The sequence below is a fragment of the Kitasatospora sp. NPDC053308 genome (genome assembly GCF_055585785.1).
This window is the reverse complement of sequence record NZ_JBVJJY010000017.1, coordinates 37396-52978: the sequence shown is the minus strand read 5'-3', so window position 1 is coordinate 52978 and position 15583 is coordinate 37396. Positions and strand designations below refer to the sequence as shown.

Annotated in this window: 14 protein-coding genes; 13 read left to right on the top strand and 1 reads right to left on the bottom strand. The window is 71.6% G+C overall.

Features of this window, described 5'->3' with window-relative positions:
* Positions 1 to 152: 152 nt before the first annotated feature.
* The gene (gene bldD, locus ACZ6Y7_RS29665) at positions 153 to 656 is read right to left on the bottom strand and encodes a transcriptional regulator BldD (RefSeq protein WP_030056198.1); all 504 of its coding nucleotides are present in this window, start codon (positions 654 to 656) and stop codon (positions 153 to 155) included.
* A 330-nt stretch (positions 657 to 986) separates the two neighbouring features.
* Here bldD and pyrR point away from each other — a divergent pair, with 330 nt between their 5' ends.
* The 13 genes from pyrR (at position 987) to metK (ending at position 15557) form a co-directional block, all read left to right on the top strand.
* The gene (gene pyrR, locus ACZ6Y7_RS29660; protein WP_465761029.1) at positions 987 to 1610 is read left to right on the top strand and encodes a bifunctional pyr operon transcriptional regulator/uracil phosphoribosyltransferase PyrR; all 624 of its coding nucleotides are present in this window, start codon (positions 987 to 989) and stop codon (positions 1608 to 1610) included.
* A gap of 5 nt (positions 1611 to 1615) precedes the next feature.
* Positions 1616 to 2617, top strand: a complete 1002-nt coding sequence (locus ACZ6Y7_RS29655) for an aspartate carbamoyltransferase catalytic subunit (RefSeq protein WP_465761028.1) — start codon at positions 1616 to 1618, stop codon at positions 2615 to 2617.
* 26 nt (positions 2618 to 2643) lie between these two features.
* Entirely contained in the window at positions 2644 to 3948 is a 1305-nt protein-coding gene (locus ACZ6Y7_RS29650) for a dihydroorotase (protein ID WP_465761111.1), read from the top strand.
* The gene (locus ACZ6Y7_RS29645; protein ID WP_465761027.1) at positions 3948 to 4514 is read left to right on the top strand and encodes a PH-like domain-containing protein; all 567 of its coding nucleotides are present in this window, start codon (positions 3948 to 3950) and stop codon (positions 4512 to 4514) included. Before ACZ6Y7_RS29650 ends, ACZ6Y7_RS29645 begins: the two co-directional genes overlap by 1 nt.
* Complete coding sequence (gene carA / locus ACZ6Y7_RS29640; RefSeq protein ID WP_465761026.1) at positions 4511 to 5668, top strand: glutamine-hydrolyzing carbamoyl-phosphate synthase small subunit; 1158 nt, start codon at positions 4511 to 4513, stop codon at positions 5666 to 5668. The genes ACZ6Y7_RS29645 and carA overlap by 4 nt, the downstream gene beginning before the upstream one ends.
* The gene (carB, locus tag ACZ6Y7_RS29635; protein WP_465761025.1) at positions 5661 to 8969 is read left to right on the top strand and encodes a carbamoyl-phosphate synthase large subunit; all 3309 of its coding nucleotides are present in this window, start codon (positions 5661 to 5663) and stop codon (positions 8967 to 8969) included. The genes carA and carB overlap by 8 nt, the downstream gene beginning before the upstream one ends.
* A 142-nt stretch (positions 8970 to 9111) precedes the next feature.
* Entirely contained in the window at positions 9112 to 10215 is a 1104-nt protein-coding gene (locus ACZ6Y7_RS29630; RefSeq protein ID WP_465761024.1) for a quinone-dependent dihydroorotate dehydrogenase, read from the top strand.
* A 31-nt stretch (positions 10216 to 10246) separates the two neighbouring features.
* On the top strand, positions 10247 to 11080 hold the full coding sequence (pyrF, locus tag ACZ6Y7_RS29625; RefSeq protein ID WP_465761023.1) for an orotidine-5'-phosphate decarboxylase: 834 nt from the start codon (positions 10247 to 10249) through the stop codon (positions 11078 to 11080).
* A 507-nt stretch (positions 11081 to 11587) separates the two neighbouring features.
* On the top strand, positions 11588 to 11914 hold the full coding sequence (mihF, locus tag ACZ6Y7_RS29620) for an integration host factor, actinobacterial type (RefSeq protein ID WP_030056187.1): 327 nt from the start codon (positions 11588 to 11590) through the stop codon (positions 11912 to 11914).
* A 49-nt stretch (positions 11915 to 11963) separates the two neighbouring features.
* On the top strand, positions 11964 to 12521 hold the full coding sequence (gene gmk, locus ACZ6Y7_RS29615) for a guanylate kinase (protein ID WP_465761022.1): 558 nt from the start codon (positions 11964 to 11966) through the stop codon (positions 12519 to 12521).
* 37 nt (positions 12522 to 12558) lie between these two features.
* The gene (rpoZ, locus tag ACZ6Y7_RS29610; protein ID WP_030056185.1) at positions 12559 to 12825 is read left to right on the top strand and encodes a DNA-directed RNA polymerase subunit omega; all 267 of its coding nucleotides are present in this window, start codon (positions 12559 to 12561) and stop codon (positions 12823 to 12825) included.
* Positions 12826 to 12969: 144 nt separating this feature from the next.
* Positions 12970 to 14196, top strand: a complete 1227-nt coding sequence (gene coaBC / locus ACZ6Y7_RS29605; protein ID WP_465761021.1) for a bifunctional phosphopantothenoylcysteine decarboxylase/phosphopantothenate--cysteine ligase CoaBC — start codon at positions 12970 to 12972, stop codon at positions 14194 to 14196.
* Between the two features lie 152 nt (positions 14197 to 14348).
* Complete coding sequence (gene metK, locus ACZ6Y7_RS29600) at positions 14349 to 15557, top strand: methionine adenosyltransferase (protein WP_465761020.1); 1209 nt, start codon at positions 14349 to 14351, stop codon at positions 15555 to 15557.
* The last annotated feature ends 26 nt before the right edge of the window (positions 15558 to 15583 follow it).

Below are 15583 nucleotides of genomic sequence, written 5' to 3'. Positions count from 1 at the left end.
GCGCCCCGGCGCCCCCGGGACACCGCGCCCCGAAACACCGCGGCGCGGCCCCCGTTCGGGGTGCCGCGCCGTGACGTTTCTGCTTGCCGGCACAGGTGTCGCGAGTGCCGGAACTGGTAAGGATCCGCCGGCGGGAGCCGGTGCGGTGAGCCTCAGCTCGCGTCCTCCTCGCGCACCGCGCGGCGCGCGTCGGGGTTCAGCACGCCCCAGGAGATCAGCTGCTCGGTGAGGATCGACGGCGACTGGTCGTAGATGACCGCGAGGGTGCGCAGGTCGTCCTGGCGGATCGACAGCACCTTGCCGTTGTAGTCGCCGCGCTGGCTCTGGATGGTCGCCGCGTAGCGCTGCAGCGGGCCGGCCTTCTCGGAGGGGACCTGAGTCAGTCTCTCCAGGTCGAGCACCAGGCGCGGCGGCGGCTCGGCCGCGCCGCCGGGGGTGCCGCCGGGCAGCAGCTCCTGCACCGGGACGCCGTAGAACTCGGCCAGCTCGGCCAGTCGCTGCACGGTGACCGCACGGTCGCCACGCTCGTACGAGCCGACGACGACCGCCTTCCAGCGCCCCTGGGACTTCTCCTCGACACCGTGCAGGGAGAGCCCCTGCTGAGTGCGGATCGCTCGGAGCTTGCCTCCGAGTTGCTTCGCGTAGTCGCTGGACATTGATCTCCCCGGACGAGATTGCTTCGCGTTCAGTGGTGGGTCACGGGCGATTGCCGACGCCGTTACCGGTGGGTTCGACGTCCGTCTCGTAACTCACTGTGAGGTTACGTAGAGTAAGGTAGTTGCGTCAAGCCGAATGGGGCAGTCGTGCGAATGGCCCGCATCGTCGGCGCGTCCGGGGTGTGAACCGCTGGAAGCGGAATGGTGCACTTCGGTTCGCCGCCCGGGGCACTGCTAGGATGTTCCGAAGCCCGCGCCGAGTCGGCGGGGGCAGTCCCAGACATCCTTTAAGGCCCGTCCAGTGAGGCGGGGAAGGAGGTCCGCTTCGGCATGACCGCACACCAGGAACAGACGCCGCGGCCGCCGCACCAGGTGCTGGACGGCACGGACATCGCCCGGGTCATCACCCGGATAGCGCACGAGATCGTCGAGCGCGCCAAGGGCGCGGAGGACGTCGTGCTGCTCGGCATCCACACCAGGGGCGTCCACCTCGCCCGCCGCCTGCGCGGCAGGCTGGCCCAGATCACCGGGCGCGAGATCCCGCTGGGCACCCTGGACATCACCATGTACCGGGACGACCTGCGGCTGAAGCCCGCCCGCGCCCTGGAGCACACCGAGATCCCGCCCGGCGGCATCGACGGCAAGCTCGTCGTCCTCGTCGACGACGTGCTCTTCTCCGGCCGCACCATCCGCGCCGCGCTCGACGCGCTGAACGACATCGGCCGGCCGCGGGCCGTCCAGCTCGCCGTCCTGGTCGACCGCGGCCACCGCGAGCTGCCGATCCGTGCGGACTACGTGGGCAAGAACCTCCCCACCTCGCTGCGCGAGGCCGTGCAGGTGCGCCTCTCCGACACCGACGGCGTGGACGCCGTCCTGGTCGGGGACCGCGACTTCACCCTGCGCTCCTCGCAGGCCATGGCCGCCAAGCCCACCGAACCGCACCTCCCGGAGTAGCCCGCGTGAAGCGCCACCTCGTCTCCGCCGCCGATCTCAGCCGCGACGACGCGCTGCTGATCCTGGACACCGCCGAGGAGCTGGCCCAGCTCTCCGGCCGGGCCGTCAAGAAGCTGCCCACGCTGCGCGGCCGCACCGTCGTCAACCTCTTCTTCGAGGACTCCACCCGGACCAAGACCTCCTTCGAGGTCGCCGAGAAGCGCCTCTCGGCCGACGTCATCAACTTCTCCGCCAAGGGCTCCTCGGTCTCCAAGGGCGAGAGCCTCAAGGACACCGCGCTGACCCTGCAGGCCATGGGCGCCGACGCGGTCGTCATCCGGCACCACGCCTCCGGCGCGCCGGCCCGGCTGGCCCAGTCCGACTGGCTGCACGGCAGTGTGATCAACGCCGGCGACGGCACCCACGAGCACCCCACCCAGGCACTGCTCGACGCCTTCACCATGCGTCGCCACCTCAACCCGGGCGCCGGTCACGACCTGGCCGGCCGCCGGGTGACGATCGTCGGCGACGTCCTGCACAGCCGGGTCGCCCGCTCCAACGTCCACCTGCTGAACACCCTCGGTGCCCAGGTCACCTTCGTCGCCCCGCCGACGCTGCTGCCGATCGGCATCGAACCCAACCCCGTCACCGGCGCAGCCGGGTGGCCCTGCGAGATCAGCTACGACCTGGACCGGGTGCTCCCCAAGACGGACGCGCTGATGATGCTCCGGGTGCAGCGCGAGCGGATGAACGCCGCGTTCTTCCCGACCGAGCGCGAGTACAGCCGCCGCTACGGCATGAACGGCCTCCGGATGGCCCAGCTGCCGGAGCACGCCATCGTGATGCACCCCGGCCCGATGGTCCGCGGCATGGAGATCACCGCCGAGGTCGCCGACTCGCCGCGCTGCACCGTGGTGGAGCAGGTCGCCAACGGCGTCTCGGTCCGCATGGCCGTCCTGTACCTGCTGCTCGGCGGTGCCACCCTCGCCGACGCCCCCCGCACCGACTCCGTGGAGAACGCCCAGTGAACGAGCGCAGCGAGCGAACCGACGAGATGGTCAGCTACCTGATCCGCAACGCCCAGATCCTCGGCGGCGCCCCGCAGGACCTCCTCGTCGCCGACGGTGTGGTCAAGGAGATCGGCACCGGCCTGACGGCCGAGGCGGACATCGAGATCGACGCGACCGGGCTGGTCGCGCTCCCCGGCCTGGTCGACCTGCACACCCACCTGCGCGAGCCCGGCCGCGAGGACGCCGAGACCGTGCTCACCGGCACCCGGGCCGCCGCGATGGGCGGCTTCACCGCCGTGCACGCGATGGCCAACACCACCCCGGTCGCCGACACCGCCGGTGTGGTCGAGCAGGTCTGGCGGCTCGGCCAGGAGGCCGGCTACTGCGACGTGCAGCCGGTCGGCGCCGTCACCGTCGGCCTGGAGGGCAAGAAGCTCGCCGAGCTCGGCGCGATGCACGAGTCCGCCGCCGGCGTCCGGGTCTTCTCGGACGACGGCAAGTGCGTGGACGACGCGGTGCTGATGCGCCGCGCCCTGGAGTACGTCAAGGCCTTCGACGGCGTCGTGGCCCAGCACGCCCAGGAGCCGCGGCTGACCGAGGGCGCCCAGATGAACGAGGGCCAGGTCTCCGGCGAGCTCGGGCTCGGCGGCTGGCCGGCCGTCGCCGAGGAGTCGATCATCGCCCGCGACGTGCTGCTCGCCGCGCACGTCGGCTCCCGGCTGCACGTCTGCCACGTCTCCACGGCCGGCTCGGTCGAGATCATCCGCTGGGCCAAGAGCAAGGGCTGGGACGTCACCGCCGAGGTGACCCCGCACCACCTGCTGCTCACCGACGAGCTGGTCCGCTCCTACGACCCGGTGTACAAGGTGAACCCGCCGCTGCGCACCGCCGAGGACGTCCAGGCGCTGCGCAAGGCGCTGGCCGACGGCACCATCGACGCCGTCGCCACCGACCACGCGCCGCACCCGGCCGAGGACAAGGACTGCGAGTGGGCCGTCGCCGCGATGGGCATGGTCGGCCTGGAGACCGCGCTGTCGGTCGTCCAGCAGACCATGGTCGAGACCGGCCTGCTGAACTGGGAGGGCGTCGCCGACCGGATGTCGCACCGCCCGGCCCGGATCGGCCGTCTCACCGGCCACGGCCGACCGATCTCGGTGGGTGAGCCCGCCAACCTGGTGCTGTTCGATCCCGCGTACCGTGGTGCCGTGAACCCGGACAGCTTCGCCACCCGCAGCCGCAACACCCCCTACAAGGGCCTGGACCTGCCCGGACGGGTGCACGCCACGTTCCTGCGCGGCCGCGCCACCGTGCTCGCCGGGGACCTGGTGGAGCAGGACGGCGAGCGGTGATGGACCACCTCACGCTCGCCAAGGAGCAGGCGAAGGTCACCGACTGGCCCGGGTACATCGGCTGGTCCGTCGGCCTGCTGATCCTGATCGGCCTCGTCTACTGGCTGATGCGCCAGGGCTGGAACTGGCGGCGCACCCTGCAGTCCGGCATCCCGCCGCTGCCCGCCGTGCCGGACCGGGCCGGGCGCACCATCCTGGAGACCAGCGGGCGGTACCACGGCACGACCACCGCCGGGAACTGGCTCGACCGGGTCGTCGCGCACGGCCTGGGTACCCGCAGCCGGGCCGACCTCACCCTCGGCGAGGACGGCCTGCTGGTCCGGCGCCCCGGCGACGTCGACTTCTGGATTCCGGCCGACCAGCTCACCGGCGCCCGGACGGACGACGGGATCGCCGGCAAGGTCGTCCCCTCCGGCCTGCTCGTCGTCACCTGGACGCACGAGGGAACCGAGCTGGACTCCGGCTTCCGGGCCGACCACCCCGACGAGCACGCCGCCTGGGTCGAGGCGGTCGCTCACCTTGCCACACGTACGCAGAAGAAGATGACGGAAGAGGCCGCTCGATGACCGCACCTGCCCCCACCACGCAGCGCCAACGGCGGGAACGCGTCCCCGCCGTGCTCGTCCTGGAGGACGGCCGGACCTTCCGCGGCCAGGCCTACGGCGCGATCGGCGAGACCTTCGGCGAGGCGGTCTTCAACACCGGCATGTCCGGCTACCAGGAGACCCTGACCGACCCGTCGTACCACCGCCAGGTGGTCGCGATGACCGCCCCGCAGATCGGCAACACCGGCTGGAACGACGAGGACGACGAGTCCCAGCGGATCTGGGTCGCCGGCTACGTCGTGCGCGACCCCGCCCGGGTCGCCTCCAACTGGCGCTCCCGCCGCTCGCTCGACGAGGAACTGGTCAACCAGGGCGTCGTCGGCATCAGCGGCATCGACACCCGCGCGCTGACCCGCCACCTGCGCGAGCGCGGCGCGATGCGCTGCGGCATCTTCTCCGGCGAGGCGCTGGCCGACCAGGCCACCCTGCTCGCCCGGGTGCAGCAGTCGCCCGAGATGAAGGGCGCCGACCTGTGCGCCGAGGTCGCCACCACCGAGCCGTACGTCGTCCCCGCGATCGGTGAGAAGAAGTTCACCGTCGCCGCGCTGGACCTCGGCATCAAGGCGATGACCCCGCAGCGGATGGCCGAGCGCGGCATCGAGGTCCACGTGCTGCCGGCCGACGCCACCCTGGAGGACGTCTACGCGGTCCGGCCGGACGGCGTGTTCTTCTCCAACGGCCCCGGTGACCCGGCCACCGCCGACCACCAGGTCGCCGTCGCGCAGGGCGTGCTGGAGCGCAAGACCCCGTTCTTCGGGATCTGCTTCGGCAACCAGATCCTCGGCCGCGCCCTGGGCTTCGGCACCTACAAGCTCAAGTACGGCCACCGCGGCATCAACCAGCCGGTGCAGGACCGCACCACCGGCAAGGTGGAGGTGACCGCCCACAACCACGGCTTCGCCGTGAACGCGCCGCTGGACAAGGTGAGCGACACCCCGTACGGGCGCGTCGAGGTCTCCCACGTCTGCCTGAACGACGACGTGGTCGAGGGCCTGCAGGCGCTCGACGTCCCCGCCTTCAGCGTGCAGTACCACCCCGAAGCGGCCGCCGGCCCGCACGACGCCGCCTACCTCTTCGACCGCTTCGTGAGCCTTATGGAGGGCCAGCGTGCCTAAGCGCACCGACATCAAGTCCGTCCTGGTCATCGGCTCCGGCCCGATCGTGATCGGCCAGGCCGCCGAGTTCGACTACTCGGGCACGCAGGCCTGCCGCGTCCTCAAGGCCGAGGGCCTGCGGGTCGTCCTGGTCAACTCCAACCCGGCCACGATCATGACCGACCCGGAGATCGCCGACGCCACCTACGTCGAGCCGATCACCCCCGAGTTCGTCGAGAAGATCATCGCCAAGGAGCGCCCCGACGCGCTGCTGCCGACCCTGGGCGGCCAGACCGCGCTGAACACCGCGATCTCGCTGCACGCGGCCGGCACGCTGGAGAAGTACGGCGTCGAGCTGATCGGCGCCGACGTCGAGGCGATCAACAAGGGCGAGGACCGCGACCTCTTCAAGGGCGTCGTCGAGGCCGTCAACGCCAAGATCGGCCACGGCGAGTCCGCCCGCTCGGTCATCTGCCACACGATGGACGAGGTGCTGGCCGGCGTCGACACGCTCGGCGGTTACCCGGTCGTCGTCCGCCCCTCCTTCACCATGGGCGGCGCCGGCTCCGGCTTCGCCCACAACGAGGAGGACCTGCGCCGCATCGCCGGCCAGGGCCTGACTCTCTCGCCGACCACCGAGGTGCTCCTGGAGGAGTCCATCCTCGGCTGGAAGGAGTACGAGCTGGAGCTGATGCGCGACAAGCAGGACAACGTCGTGGTCGTCTGCTCCATCGAGAACTTCGACCCGATGGGCGTGCACACCGGTGACTCGATCACCGTCGCCCCGGCGATGACCCTCACCGACCGCGAGTACCAGATCCTGCGCGACATCGGCATCGCCGTCATCCGCGAGGTCGGCGTCGACACCGGCGGCTGCAACATCCAGTTCGCCGTCAACCCCGCCGACGGCCGGGTCATCGTCATCGAGATGAACCCGCGCGTCTCCCGCTCCTCGGCGCTCGCCTCCAAGGCCACCGGCTTCCCGATCGCCAAGATCGCCGCCAAGCTGGCCGTCGGCTACACCCTGGACGAGATCCCCAACGACATCACCGAGGAGACCCCGGCCTCCTTCGAGCCGACCCTCGACTACGTCGTGGTCAAGGTGCCGCGGTTCGCGTTCGAGAAGTTCCCGAGCGCCGACGCCACGCTGACCACCACCATGAAGTCGGTCGGCGAGGCCATGGCGCTGGGCCGCAACTTCCCCGAGGCGCTGCAGAAGGCGCTGCGCTCGCTGGAGAAGAAGGGCTCCCAGTTCTCCTGGACCGGCCCCGTCGGCGACAAGGCCGAACTGCTGGCCAAGGCGGTCGTGCCGACCGACGGCCGGATCAACACCGTGATGGACGCGATCCGGGCCGGCGCCACCCCCGAGGAGGTGTTCGAGGCCACCAAGATCGACCCGTGGTTCGTCGACCAGCTCTTCCTGCTCGACGAGATCGCCGGCGAGCTGGCCGCGGCCGCCGAGCTCACCCCCGAGCTGCTGCGCCACGCCAAGCGGCACGGCTTCTCCGACCAGCAGATCGGCGAGATCCGCGGCCTGAAGCCGGACGTGGTCCGCGAGGTGCGCCACGCCCTCGGCATCCGGCCCGTGTTCAAGACCGTCGACACCTGCGCCGCCGAGTTCGCCGCCAAGACCCCGTACTTCTACTCGTCCTACGACGAGGAGAGCGAGGTCGCCCCGCGCTCCAAGCCCGCCGTGATCATCCTCGGCTCCGGTCCGAACCGCATCGGCCAGGGCATCGAGTTCGACTACTCCTGCGTGCACGCCTCCTTCGCGCTCGCCGAGGCCGGGTACGAGACCGTCATGGTCAACTGCAACCCGGAGACCGTCTCCACCGACTACGACACCTCCGACCGGCTCTACTTCGAGCCGCTCACCCTGGAGGACGTGCTGGAGATCGTCCACGCCGAGCAGCAGGCCGGCCCGCTCGCCGGTGTCGTCGTCCAGCTCGGCGGCCAGACCCCGCTGGGCCTGGCCCAGGCGCTCAAGGACAACGGCGTGCCGATCGTCGGCACCCAGCCCGAGGCGATCGACCTCGCCGAGGAGCGCGGCGCCTTCGGCCGCGTCCTGCGCGACGCCGGCCTGCCCGCGCCCAAGCACGGCACCGCCTTCTCCTTCGCGGAGGCCAAGGCGATCGCCGACGAGATCGGCTACCCGGTGCTCGCCCGCCCGTCCTACGTGCTCGGCGGCCGCGGCATGGAGATCGTCTACGACGAGGCCTCGCTCGCCTCCTACCTGGAGCGGCACGCCGGTCTGATCTCCGAGCACCCGGTGCTCATCGACCGCTTCCTGGACGACGCGGTGGAGATCGACGTCGACGCGCTCTACGACGGCACCGAGCTCTACCTCGGCGGCGTCATGGAGCACATCGAGGAGGCCGGCATCCACTCCGGCGACTCCGCCTGCGCGCTGCCCCCGATCACCCTCGGCGGCTACGACATCAAGCGCCTGCGCACCTCCACCGAGGCCATCGCGCGCGGGGTCGGCGTCCGCGGCCTGATCAACATCCAGTTCGCCATGGCCGGGGACATCCTCTACGTGCTGGAGGCCAACCCGCGCGCCTCCCGGACCGTCCCGTTCACCTCCAAGGCGACCGCCGTGCCGCTGGCCAAGGCCGCCGCCCGGATCTCGCTCGGCGCCACCATCGCCGAGCTGCGCGCCGAGGGCCTGCTCCCGGCCGAGGGCGACGGCGGCACGCTGCCCGCCGACGCGCCGATCGCGGTCAAGGAGGCGGTGATGCCGTGGAGCCGCTTCCGCGACGTCCACGGCCGCGGCGTGGACACCGTGCTCGGCCCGGAGATGCGCTCGACCGGTGAGGTCATGGGCATCGACAAGGTCTTCGGCACGGCCTACGCCAAGTCCCAGACCGGCGCCTACGGCGCGCTGCCCACCAAGGGCAAGGTCTTCGTCTCCGTCGCCAACCGCGACAAGCGCAACCTGGTCTTCCCGGCCCGGGCGCTGGTCAACCTCGGCTTCGAGCTGCTCGCCACCGCCGGCACCGCCGAGGTGCTGCAGCGCGGCGGCATCCCCGCCACCGTGGTGCGCAAGCACAGCGAGGGCGAGGGCCCGAACGGCGAGCGGACCATCGTCCAGCTGATCCACGACGGCGAGGTCGACCTCATCATCAACACGCCGTACGGCACCGGCGGCCGCCTCGACGGCTACGAGATCCGCACCGCGGCCGTGGCCCGCGCGGTGCCCTGCCTGACCACCGTCCAGGCGATGGGCGCGGCCGTCCAGGGCATCGACCGGCTGCTGCGCGACGAGGTCGGGGTCATGTCGCTCCAGGAGCACGCCGAGCTGATCAACGCCGGCCGCAAGTAGCACCACCGCAGTGGGGGGCACCGGAACCGTTGGGTGCCCCCCACTTCCATGCCCGCCCACCCGCCGCCCGCCGCCCGCCGCCACCCGCCTTCCGACGGGCCGCGCCCGCGCCCCCCTCTCCGCCCCGGGAGTTGAACCACCCGTGTACAAGCTTCTGTTCGACCTGGTCTTCAAGAGGATGGACCCCGAGAAGGCCCACCACCTGGCCTTCTTCTGGATCCGGCTGGCCTCCTCGGTGCCCGGACTGCGCACCCTCGTGCGGCTCGTCCTCGCCCCGCGCGACCGGGCGCTGCGCACCGGTGCCCTGGGCCTCGACCTGCCCGGCCCGTTCGGGCTCGCGGCCGGCTTCGACAAGAACGGCGTCGGCATCGACGGCCTGTCCATGCTCGGTTTCGACTACGTCGAGATCGGCACCATCACCGGCGAGCCCCAGCCCGGCAACCCCGCGCCCCGGCTGTTCCGCCTGGTCGAGGACCGCGCGCTGATCAACCGGATGGGCTTCAACAACCAGGGCTCGGCGCGCGTCGCCGCCCGCCTCGCCGCCCGCCCGCACACCAGCTCCACCCCGGTGATCGGCGTCAACATCGGCAAGACCAAGGTGGTCGAGGAGGCCGACGCCGTCGCCGACTACGTCAAGTCCACCGAGCGGCTGGCGAAGTACGCGGACTACCTGGTCGTCAACGTCAGCTCGCCGAACACCCCGGGGCTGCGCAACCTGCAGGCCGTGGACCACCTGCGCCCGCTGCTCGCCGCCGTCCGCGAGGCCGCCGACCGCACGACCCCGCACCACGTGCCGCTGCTGGTCAAGATCGCCCCCGACCTGGCCGACGAGGACGTCGACGCCGTCGCCGACCTCGCCCTGGAGCTGGGCCTGGACGGCATCATCGCCACCAACACCACCATCGGCCGCGAGGGCCTGCGCACCGACGCCCGCCGCGTCGAGGAGATCGGCATGGGCGGCCTGTCCGGCGCCCCGCTGAAGGCCCGCGCCCTGGAGGTGCTGCAGCGGCTGCGCGCCCGGACCGGGGGCCGGCTGACCCTGGTCTCGGTCGGCGGCATCGAGACCGCCGAGGACGCCTGGCAGCGGATCGTCCACGGCGCCGACCTCGTCCAGGGCTACAGCGCCTTCATCTACGAGGGCCCGTTCTGGTGCCGGAAGATCCACAAGGGCCTGTCCGCCCGCCTCCGGGCCGCCGGCTTCCGCGACCTGGCCTCGGCGGTCGGCAGCGCCGTGCGCAGCTCCTGAACCCCTCCCACCACCTCCGGAAAGAGACGACATGACCCTCGCCCCGTTCGGCACCCGGCTGCGCCACGCCCTCGACACCCGCGGCCAGCTCTGCGTCGGCATCGACCCGCACGGCTCGCTGCTCTCCTCCTGGGGGCTCGGCGACGACCTCGCCGGTCTGGAGACCTTCAGCCGGACCGTGGTCGAGGCACTGGCCGACCGGGTGGCCGTGCTCAAGCCGCAGGCCGCGTTCTTCGAGCGCTTCGGCAGCAAGGGCGTGGCGGTGCTGGAGAGGACCGTCCAGGAGGCCCGGGCGGCCGGCGCGCTCGTCCTGATGGACGCCAAGCGCGGCGACATCGGCTCCACCATGGCCGCCTACGCCGAGGCCTTCCTGTCGCCCGCCGGCCCGCTGTTCTCGGACGCCGTGACGGTCAGCCCCTACCTGGGCTTCGGCTCGCTGCGCCCGGCCCTCGACCTGGCCCGGGAGCAGGGCTGCGGCGTGTTCGCGCTGGCGCTCACCTCCAACCCGGAGGGCGCCGAGGTGCAGCGCGCGGTGGGCGCGGACGGCGAGCCCGTCGCGGCCTCGGTGCTGCGGCAGCTGGCGGCCGAGAACGAGGGCGCCGCGCCGCTGGGCTCCTTCGGCGCGGTGGTCGGCGCCACGCTGGCCGACGCGGGCGTGGAGCTGGCCATCAACGGCCCGTTGCTGGCCCCGGGGATCGGCGCCCAGGGCGCGACCATGGCGGACCTGCCGCGGGTGTTCGGCGGCACGGTGATCAACGTGGTGCCGAGCGTCAGCCGGGACGTGCTCAAGCACGGTCCGTCGGTGGCGGCGCTGCGAGAGGCGGCGGACCGCTTCGTCGGCGAGTTCGCGGACGCGGTCAAGTAGCCGGCGCGGACGCGGTCGGGCAGCCGGCCCGGTGGCCGTCGGGTGGGCGCCGCGGTGGCCGTCGGCTGCGCGTGCCCGGCGCCCTCGGGTGGGCGCCGCGACGGCCGTCAAGGACCGGAACCGGACGGCGTGGCGGACCGGGCGGCGTCCGGCGGGTGGCGGGAGGCGCCCTGCCGGTAGCCGGTCGGTGACCCTGTGGAGTGTCCGCAGGACGGCGGCGCCGCCGGGAGCCGACGTGAGCGCCGTCACATCGAGCCCGTCAAAGTTTCGCAATCGCGGTCATTTTGCCCTGGAAAGTCCTGGTCGGCCTTGGCTGACCAGGACTTTTCGTGTTCTTTTCCTGACGTGGCGCCGCAATGCGGGTAGTGTCCGGCGATAGGTCATCGGCGAGCCGCGAATTCCGTGGCTCCCGCAGGTCAGGGCCCTGTGGTTCCCCTTGCGGACGGTGTCCTGGGTACCAAACCAGTCATAGCTCAATCCCTTCCATCCACACCTGAGGTGAACGGCGTGGCTCTTCCGCCCCTTACCCCTGAACAGCGCACCGCCGCGCTCGCCAAGGCCGCCGAGGCTCGCCGGGAGCGCGCCGAGGTCAAGAACCGGCTCAAGCACTCCGGCGCCTCCCTGCACGAGGTGATCAAGGCCGGCAAGGCCGACAACGACGTGATCGGCAAGATGAAGGTGTCGGCCCTGCTGGAGTCGCTTCCGGGCGTCGGCAAGGTTCGCGCCAAGCAGATCATGGAGCGCCTCGGCATCAGCGAGAGCCGGCGTGTCCGGGGTCTCGGCACGAACCAGATCGCCTCCCTGGAGCGGGAGTTCGGCGGGGGTGCCGCCTGACCGTGCCCCGGTGGTCCCGTCATCGTCCGCGATCCGGGATAATCGGTGCATGAGTGAGCGTCCGCGGCTGACCGTGCTCTCCGGCCCCTCGGGGGTCGGCAAGAGCACGGTCGTCGCTCATATGAGGAAGATGCACCCCGAGGTCTGGCTCTCGGTGTCGGCGACGACCCGCCACCCGAGGCCCGGCGAGAAGAACGGGGTCCAGTACCACTTCGTCGACAACGACGAGTTCGACAAGCTGGTCGCCAACGGCGAGCTGCTGGAGTGGGCCGAGTTCGCCGGGAACCGCTACGGCACCCCGCGCGCGGCCGTGCTGGAGAAGCTGGAGCGCGGCGAGCCCGTGCTGCTGGAGATCGACCTGCAGGGTGCCCGGCAGGTGCGCGAGTCGATGCCCGAGGCGCAGCTGGTCTTCCTGGCCCCGCCGAGCTGGGACGAGCTGGTCCGCCGGCTGACCGGCCGGGGCACCGAGCCGCAGGACGTGATCGAGAAGCGGCTCGACGCCGCCAAGATCGAGCTCGCGGCCGAACCGGAGTTCGACACGACCCTTGTCAACACCTCCGTCGAGCAGGTAGCGGCCGAACTGCTAGCCTTGCTCGGTGTAGCCTGACCTGTCTGTCGTTCCCACCCTTTCGGAAGGTTTTCGCGTGTCCTCTTCCATGACCGCGCCCGAGGGCATCATCAACCCGCCGATCGACGAGCTGCTCGAGGCCACCGACTCGAAGTACAGCCTCGTGATCTACGCCGCCAAGCGCGCGCGTCAGATCAACGCGTACTACTCCCAGCTCGGTGAGGGCCTGCTGGAGTACGTCGGCCCGCTGGTCGACACCCACGTGCACGAGAAGCCGCTGTCGATCGCGCTGCGCGAGATCAACGCGGGCATGCTGACCGCCGAGGCGGTCGAGGCTGCCTGAGGCGGTCGCTGAATTTCCGGGAGGGCCCGGCGGAATCGTTTCCGCCGGGCCCTCCCGTCGTGTCACCGGGGGTGGGGTGCCGCGCCCGCGGCAGCTGAGGGGCCGTAGGGTGGGCGGGTTCCCGATGCGTAGAGAGGTCGGTCCATGACGACTGCGGACGCCCCCCGCGTGGTCCTCGGCGTGAGCGGCGGGATCGCCGCCTACAAGGCGTGCGAGCTGCTGCGCCGGTTCACCGAGTCCGGCCACCAGGTCACCGTGGTGCCCACCGAGGCGGCGCTGCACTTCGTCGGCGAGGCGACCTGGGCCGCGCTGTCCGGCCGGCCGGCCGCCACCGAGACCTGGGAGCGCGTGCACGAGGTGCCGCACGTGCGGATCGGGCAGCAGGCCGACCTGGTCGTGGTCGCCCCGGCCACCGCCGACCTGATCGCCAAGGCCGCCCACGGCCTCGCCGACGACCTGCTGACCAACACCCTGCTCACCGCCCGCTGCCCGGTCGTGGTGGCGCCCGCCATGCACACCGAGATGTGGGAGCACCCCGCCACCCGGGACAACGTCGCCACGCTGCGCCGCCGGGGCGTGATCGTGCTGGAGCCGGCCGTCGGGCGGCTCACCGGCAAGGACACCGGCAAGGGGCGGCTGCCCGAGCCGTCCGCGATCTTCGACGCCTGCCGGGCCGTGCTACGCCGCGGCGGCGCGGTGCCGACCGACCTCGCGGGCCGCCACGTGGTGGTGTCGGCCGGCGGCACCCGGGAGCCGCTGGACCCGGTGCGCTACCTGGGCAACCGCTCCTCCGGCAAGCAGGGCTACGCGCTCGCGGTGACCGCCGCGGCCCGCGGGGCGCGGGTGACCCTGCTCTCGGCCAACGCCGAGCTGCCGGACCCGGCCGGGGTGGACGTGGTGCACGTCTCGACCGCGCTGGAGCTGCGCGAGGCGGCGCTCAAGGCGGTCGCCGACGCGGACGCCGTGGTGATGGCCGCGGCGGTGGCGGACTTCCGGCCCGCCGCGTACGCGACCGGCAAGATCAAGAAGGTCGAGGGGGTCGAGCCGGCTCCGGTCGCGCTGGTCCGCAATCCCGACATCCTGGCCGAGCTGTCGGCCCACCGGCCCCGTTCGGGTCAACTGGTGGTGGGTTTCGCGGCGGAGACCGACGACGTCCTCGCCAACGGCCGGGCCAAGCTCGCCCGCAAGGGCTGCGACCTGCTCGTGGTGAACGAGGTGGGCAACGGCAAGGCCTTCGGCACGGACGTCAACGAGGCCGTCGTGCTGGGCTCGGACGGCAGTGAGACGCCGGTTCCGGTCGGTCCGAAGGAGGCGCTCGCGGACGTGGTCTGGGACCTGGTCGCAAAGCGGCTGGAAACGGTCGGCAACTGATCAGAACCGGCTGCGGATCGCTTGAGAATTCCTGAAGCCGGTGACGTTCGGCGGAACCGGCCCGTTAGACTCCAGGAATCAAGTCTTTCCGGAGTTCCCCGGAGTCACCTGGGGAACTTCAGTCAGCAGCCGCTGCAACCCCAGGGAGCGCTGTGTCTCGCCGCCTGTTCACCTCGGAGTCCGTCACCGAGGGCCACCCCGACAAGATCGCTGACCAGATCAGCGACACCATCCTTGACGCGCTCCTGCGCGAGGACCCGACCTCCCGGGTCGCCGTGGAGACGCTCATCACCACCGGCCAGGTGCACGTGGCCGGCGAGGTGACCACCAAGGCGTACGCGCCGATCGCGCAGCTCGTCCGGGACAAGATCCTGGAGATCGGCTACGACAGCTCCAAGAAGGGCTTCGACGGCGCCTCCTGCGGCGTCTCCGTCTCGATCGGCGCGCAGTCCCCCGACATCGCGCAGGGCGTCGACACGGCGTACGAGGCCCGGGTCGAGGGCGACGAGGACGACCTGGACAAGCAGGGTGCCGGCGACCAGGGCCTGATGTTCGGCTACGCGTCGGACGAGACCCCCGAGCTGATGCCGCTGCCGATCACCCTGGCCCACCGGCTGTCGCGCCGGCTGACCGAGGTGCGCAAGAACGGGACGATCCCGTACCTGCGCCCGGACGGCAAGACCCAGGTCACCATCGAGTACGACGGTGACAAGGCCGTGCGCCTGGACACCGTGGTGGTCTCCACCCAGCACGCCAGTGACATCGACCTGGAGTCGCTGCTGACCCCGGACATCCGCGAGTTCGTGGTGGAGCCGGAGCTGAAGGCGCTGGCCGAGCAGGGCATCAAGCTCGCCACCGACGGCTACCGGCTGCTGGTCAACCCGACCGGCCGCTTCGAGATCGGCGGCCCGATGGGTGACGCCGGCCTGACCGGCCGCAAGATCATCATCGACACCTACGGCGGCATGGCCCGCCACGGCGGCGGCGCCTTCTCCGGCAAGGACCCGTCCAAGGTGGACCGCTCGGCCGCGTACGCGATGCGCTGGGTGGCGAAGAACATCGTCGCCGCCGGCCTCGCCCGCCGGGCCGAGGTGCAGGTCGCGTACGCGATCGGCAAGGCCGAGCCGGTCGGTCTGTTCGTGGAGACCTTCGGCACCGAGAGCGTGCCGGTGCTGACGATCCAGAAGGCCGTCTCCGAGGTGTTCGACCTGCGTCCGGCCGCGATCATCCGCGACCTGGACCTGCTGCGGCCGATCTACTCGCAGACCGCCGCGTACGGCCACTTCGGCCGCGAGCTGCCGGACTTCACCTGGGAGCGCACCGACCGCGTGGAGCAGCTGAAGGCGGCCGTGCAGGACTGACGTCCGTCCGTCGTGAAGCGGCGCTC

What these genes read in the sequence shown, in the direction of transcription:
- pyrF (WP_465761023.1), top strand. Translation starts at nt 10,247, where the DNA reads ATGACCCTCGCCCCGTTCGGCACCCGGCTGCGCCACGCCCTCGACACC.
- ACZ6Y7_RS29650 (WP_465761111.1), top strand. Translation starts at nt 2,644, where the DNA reads ATGGTCAGCTACCTGATCCGCAACGCCCAGATCCTCGGCGGCGCCCCG.
- carA (WP_465761026.1), top strand. Translation starts at nt 4,511, where the DNA reads ATGACCGCACCTGCCCCCACCACGCAGCGCCAACGGCGGGAACGCGTC.
- pyrR (WP_465761029.1), top strand. Translation starts at nt 987, where the DNA reads ATGACCGCACACCAGGAACAGACGCCGCGGCCGCCGCACCAGGTGCTG.
- ACZ6Y7_RS29645 (WP_465761027.1), top strand. Translation starts at nt 3,948, where the DNA reads ATGGACCACCTCACGCTCGCCAAGGAGCAGGCGAAGGTCACCGACTGG.
- bldD (WP_030056198.1), bottom strand. Translation starts at nt 656, where the DNA reads ATGTCCAGCGACTACGCGAAGCAACTCGGAGGCAAGCTCCGAGCGATC.
- gmk (WP_465761022.1), top strand. Translation starts at nt 11,964, where the DNA reads ATGAGTGAGCGTCCGCGGCTGACCGTGCTCTCCGGCCCCTCGGGGGTC.
- coaBC (WP_465761021.1), top strand. Translation starts at nt 12,970, where the DNA reads ATGACGACTGCGGACGCCCCCCGCGTGGTCCTCGGCGTGAGCGGCGGG.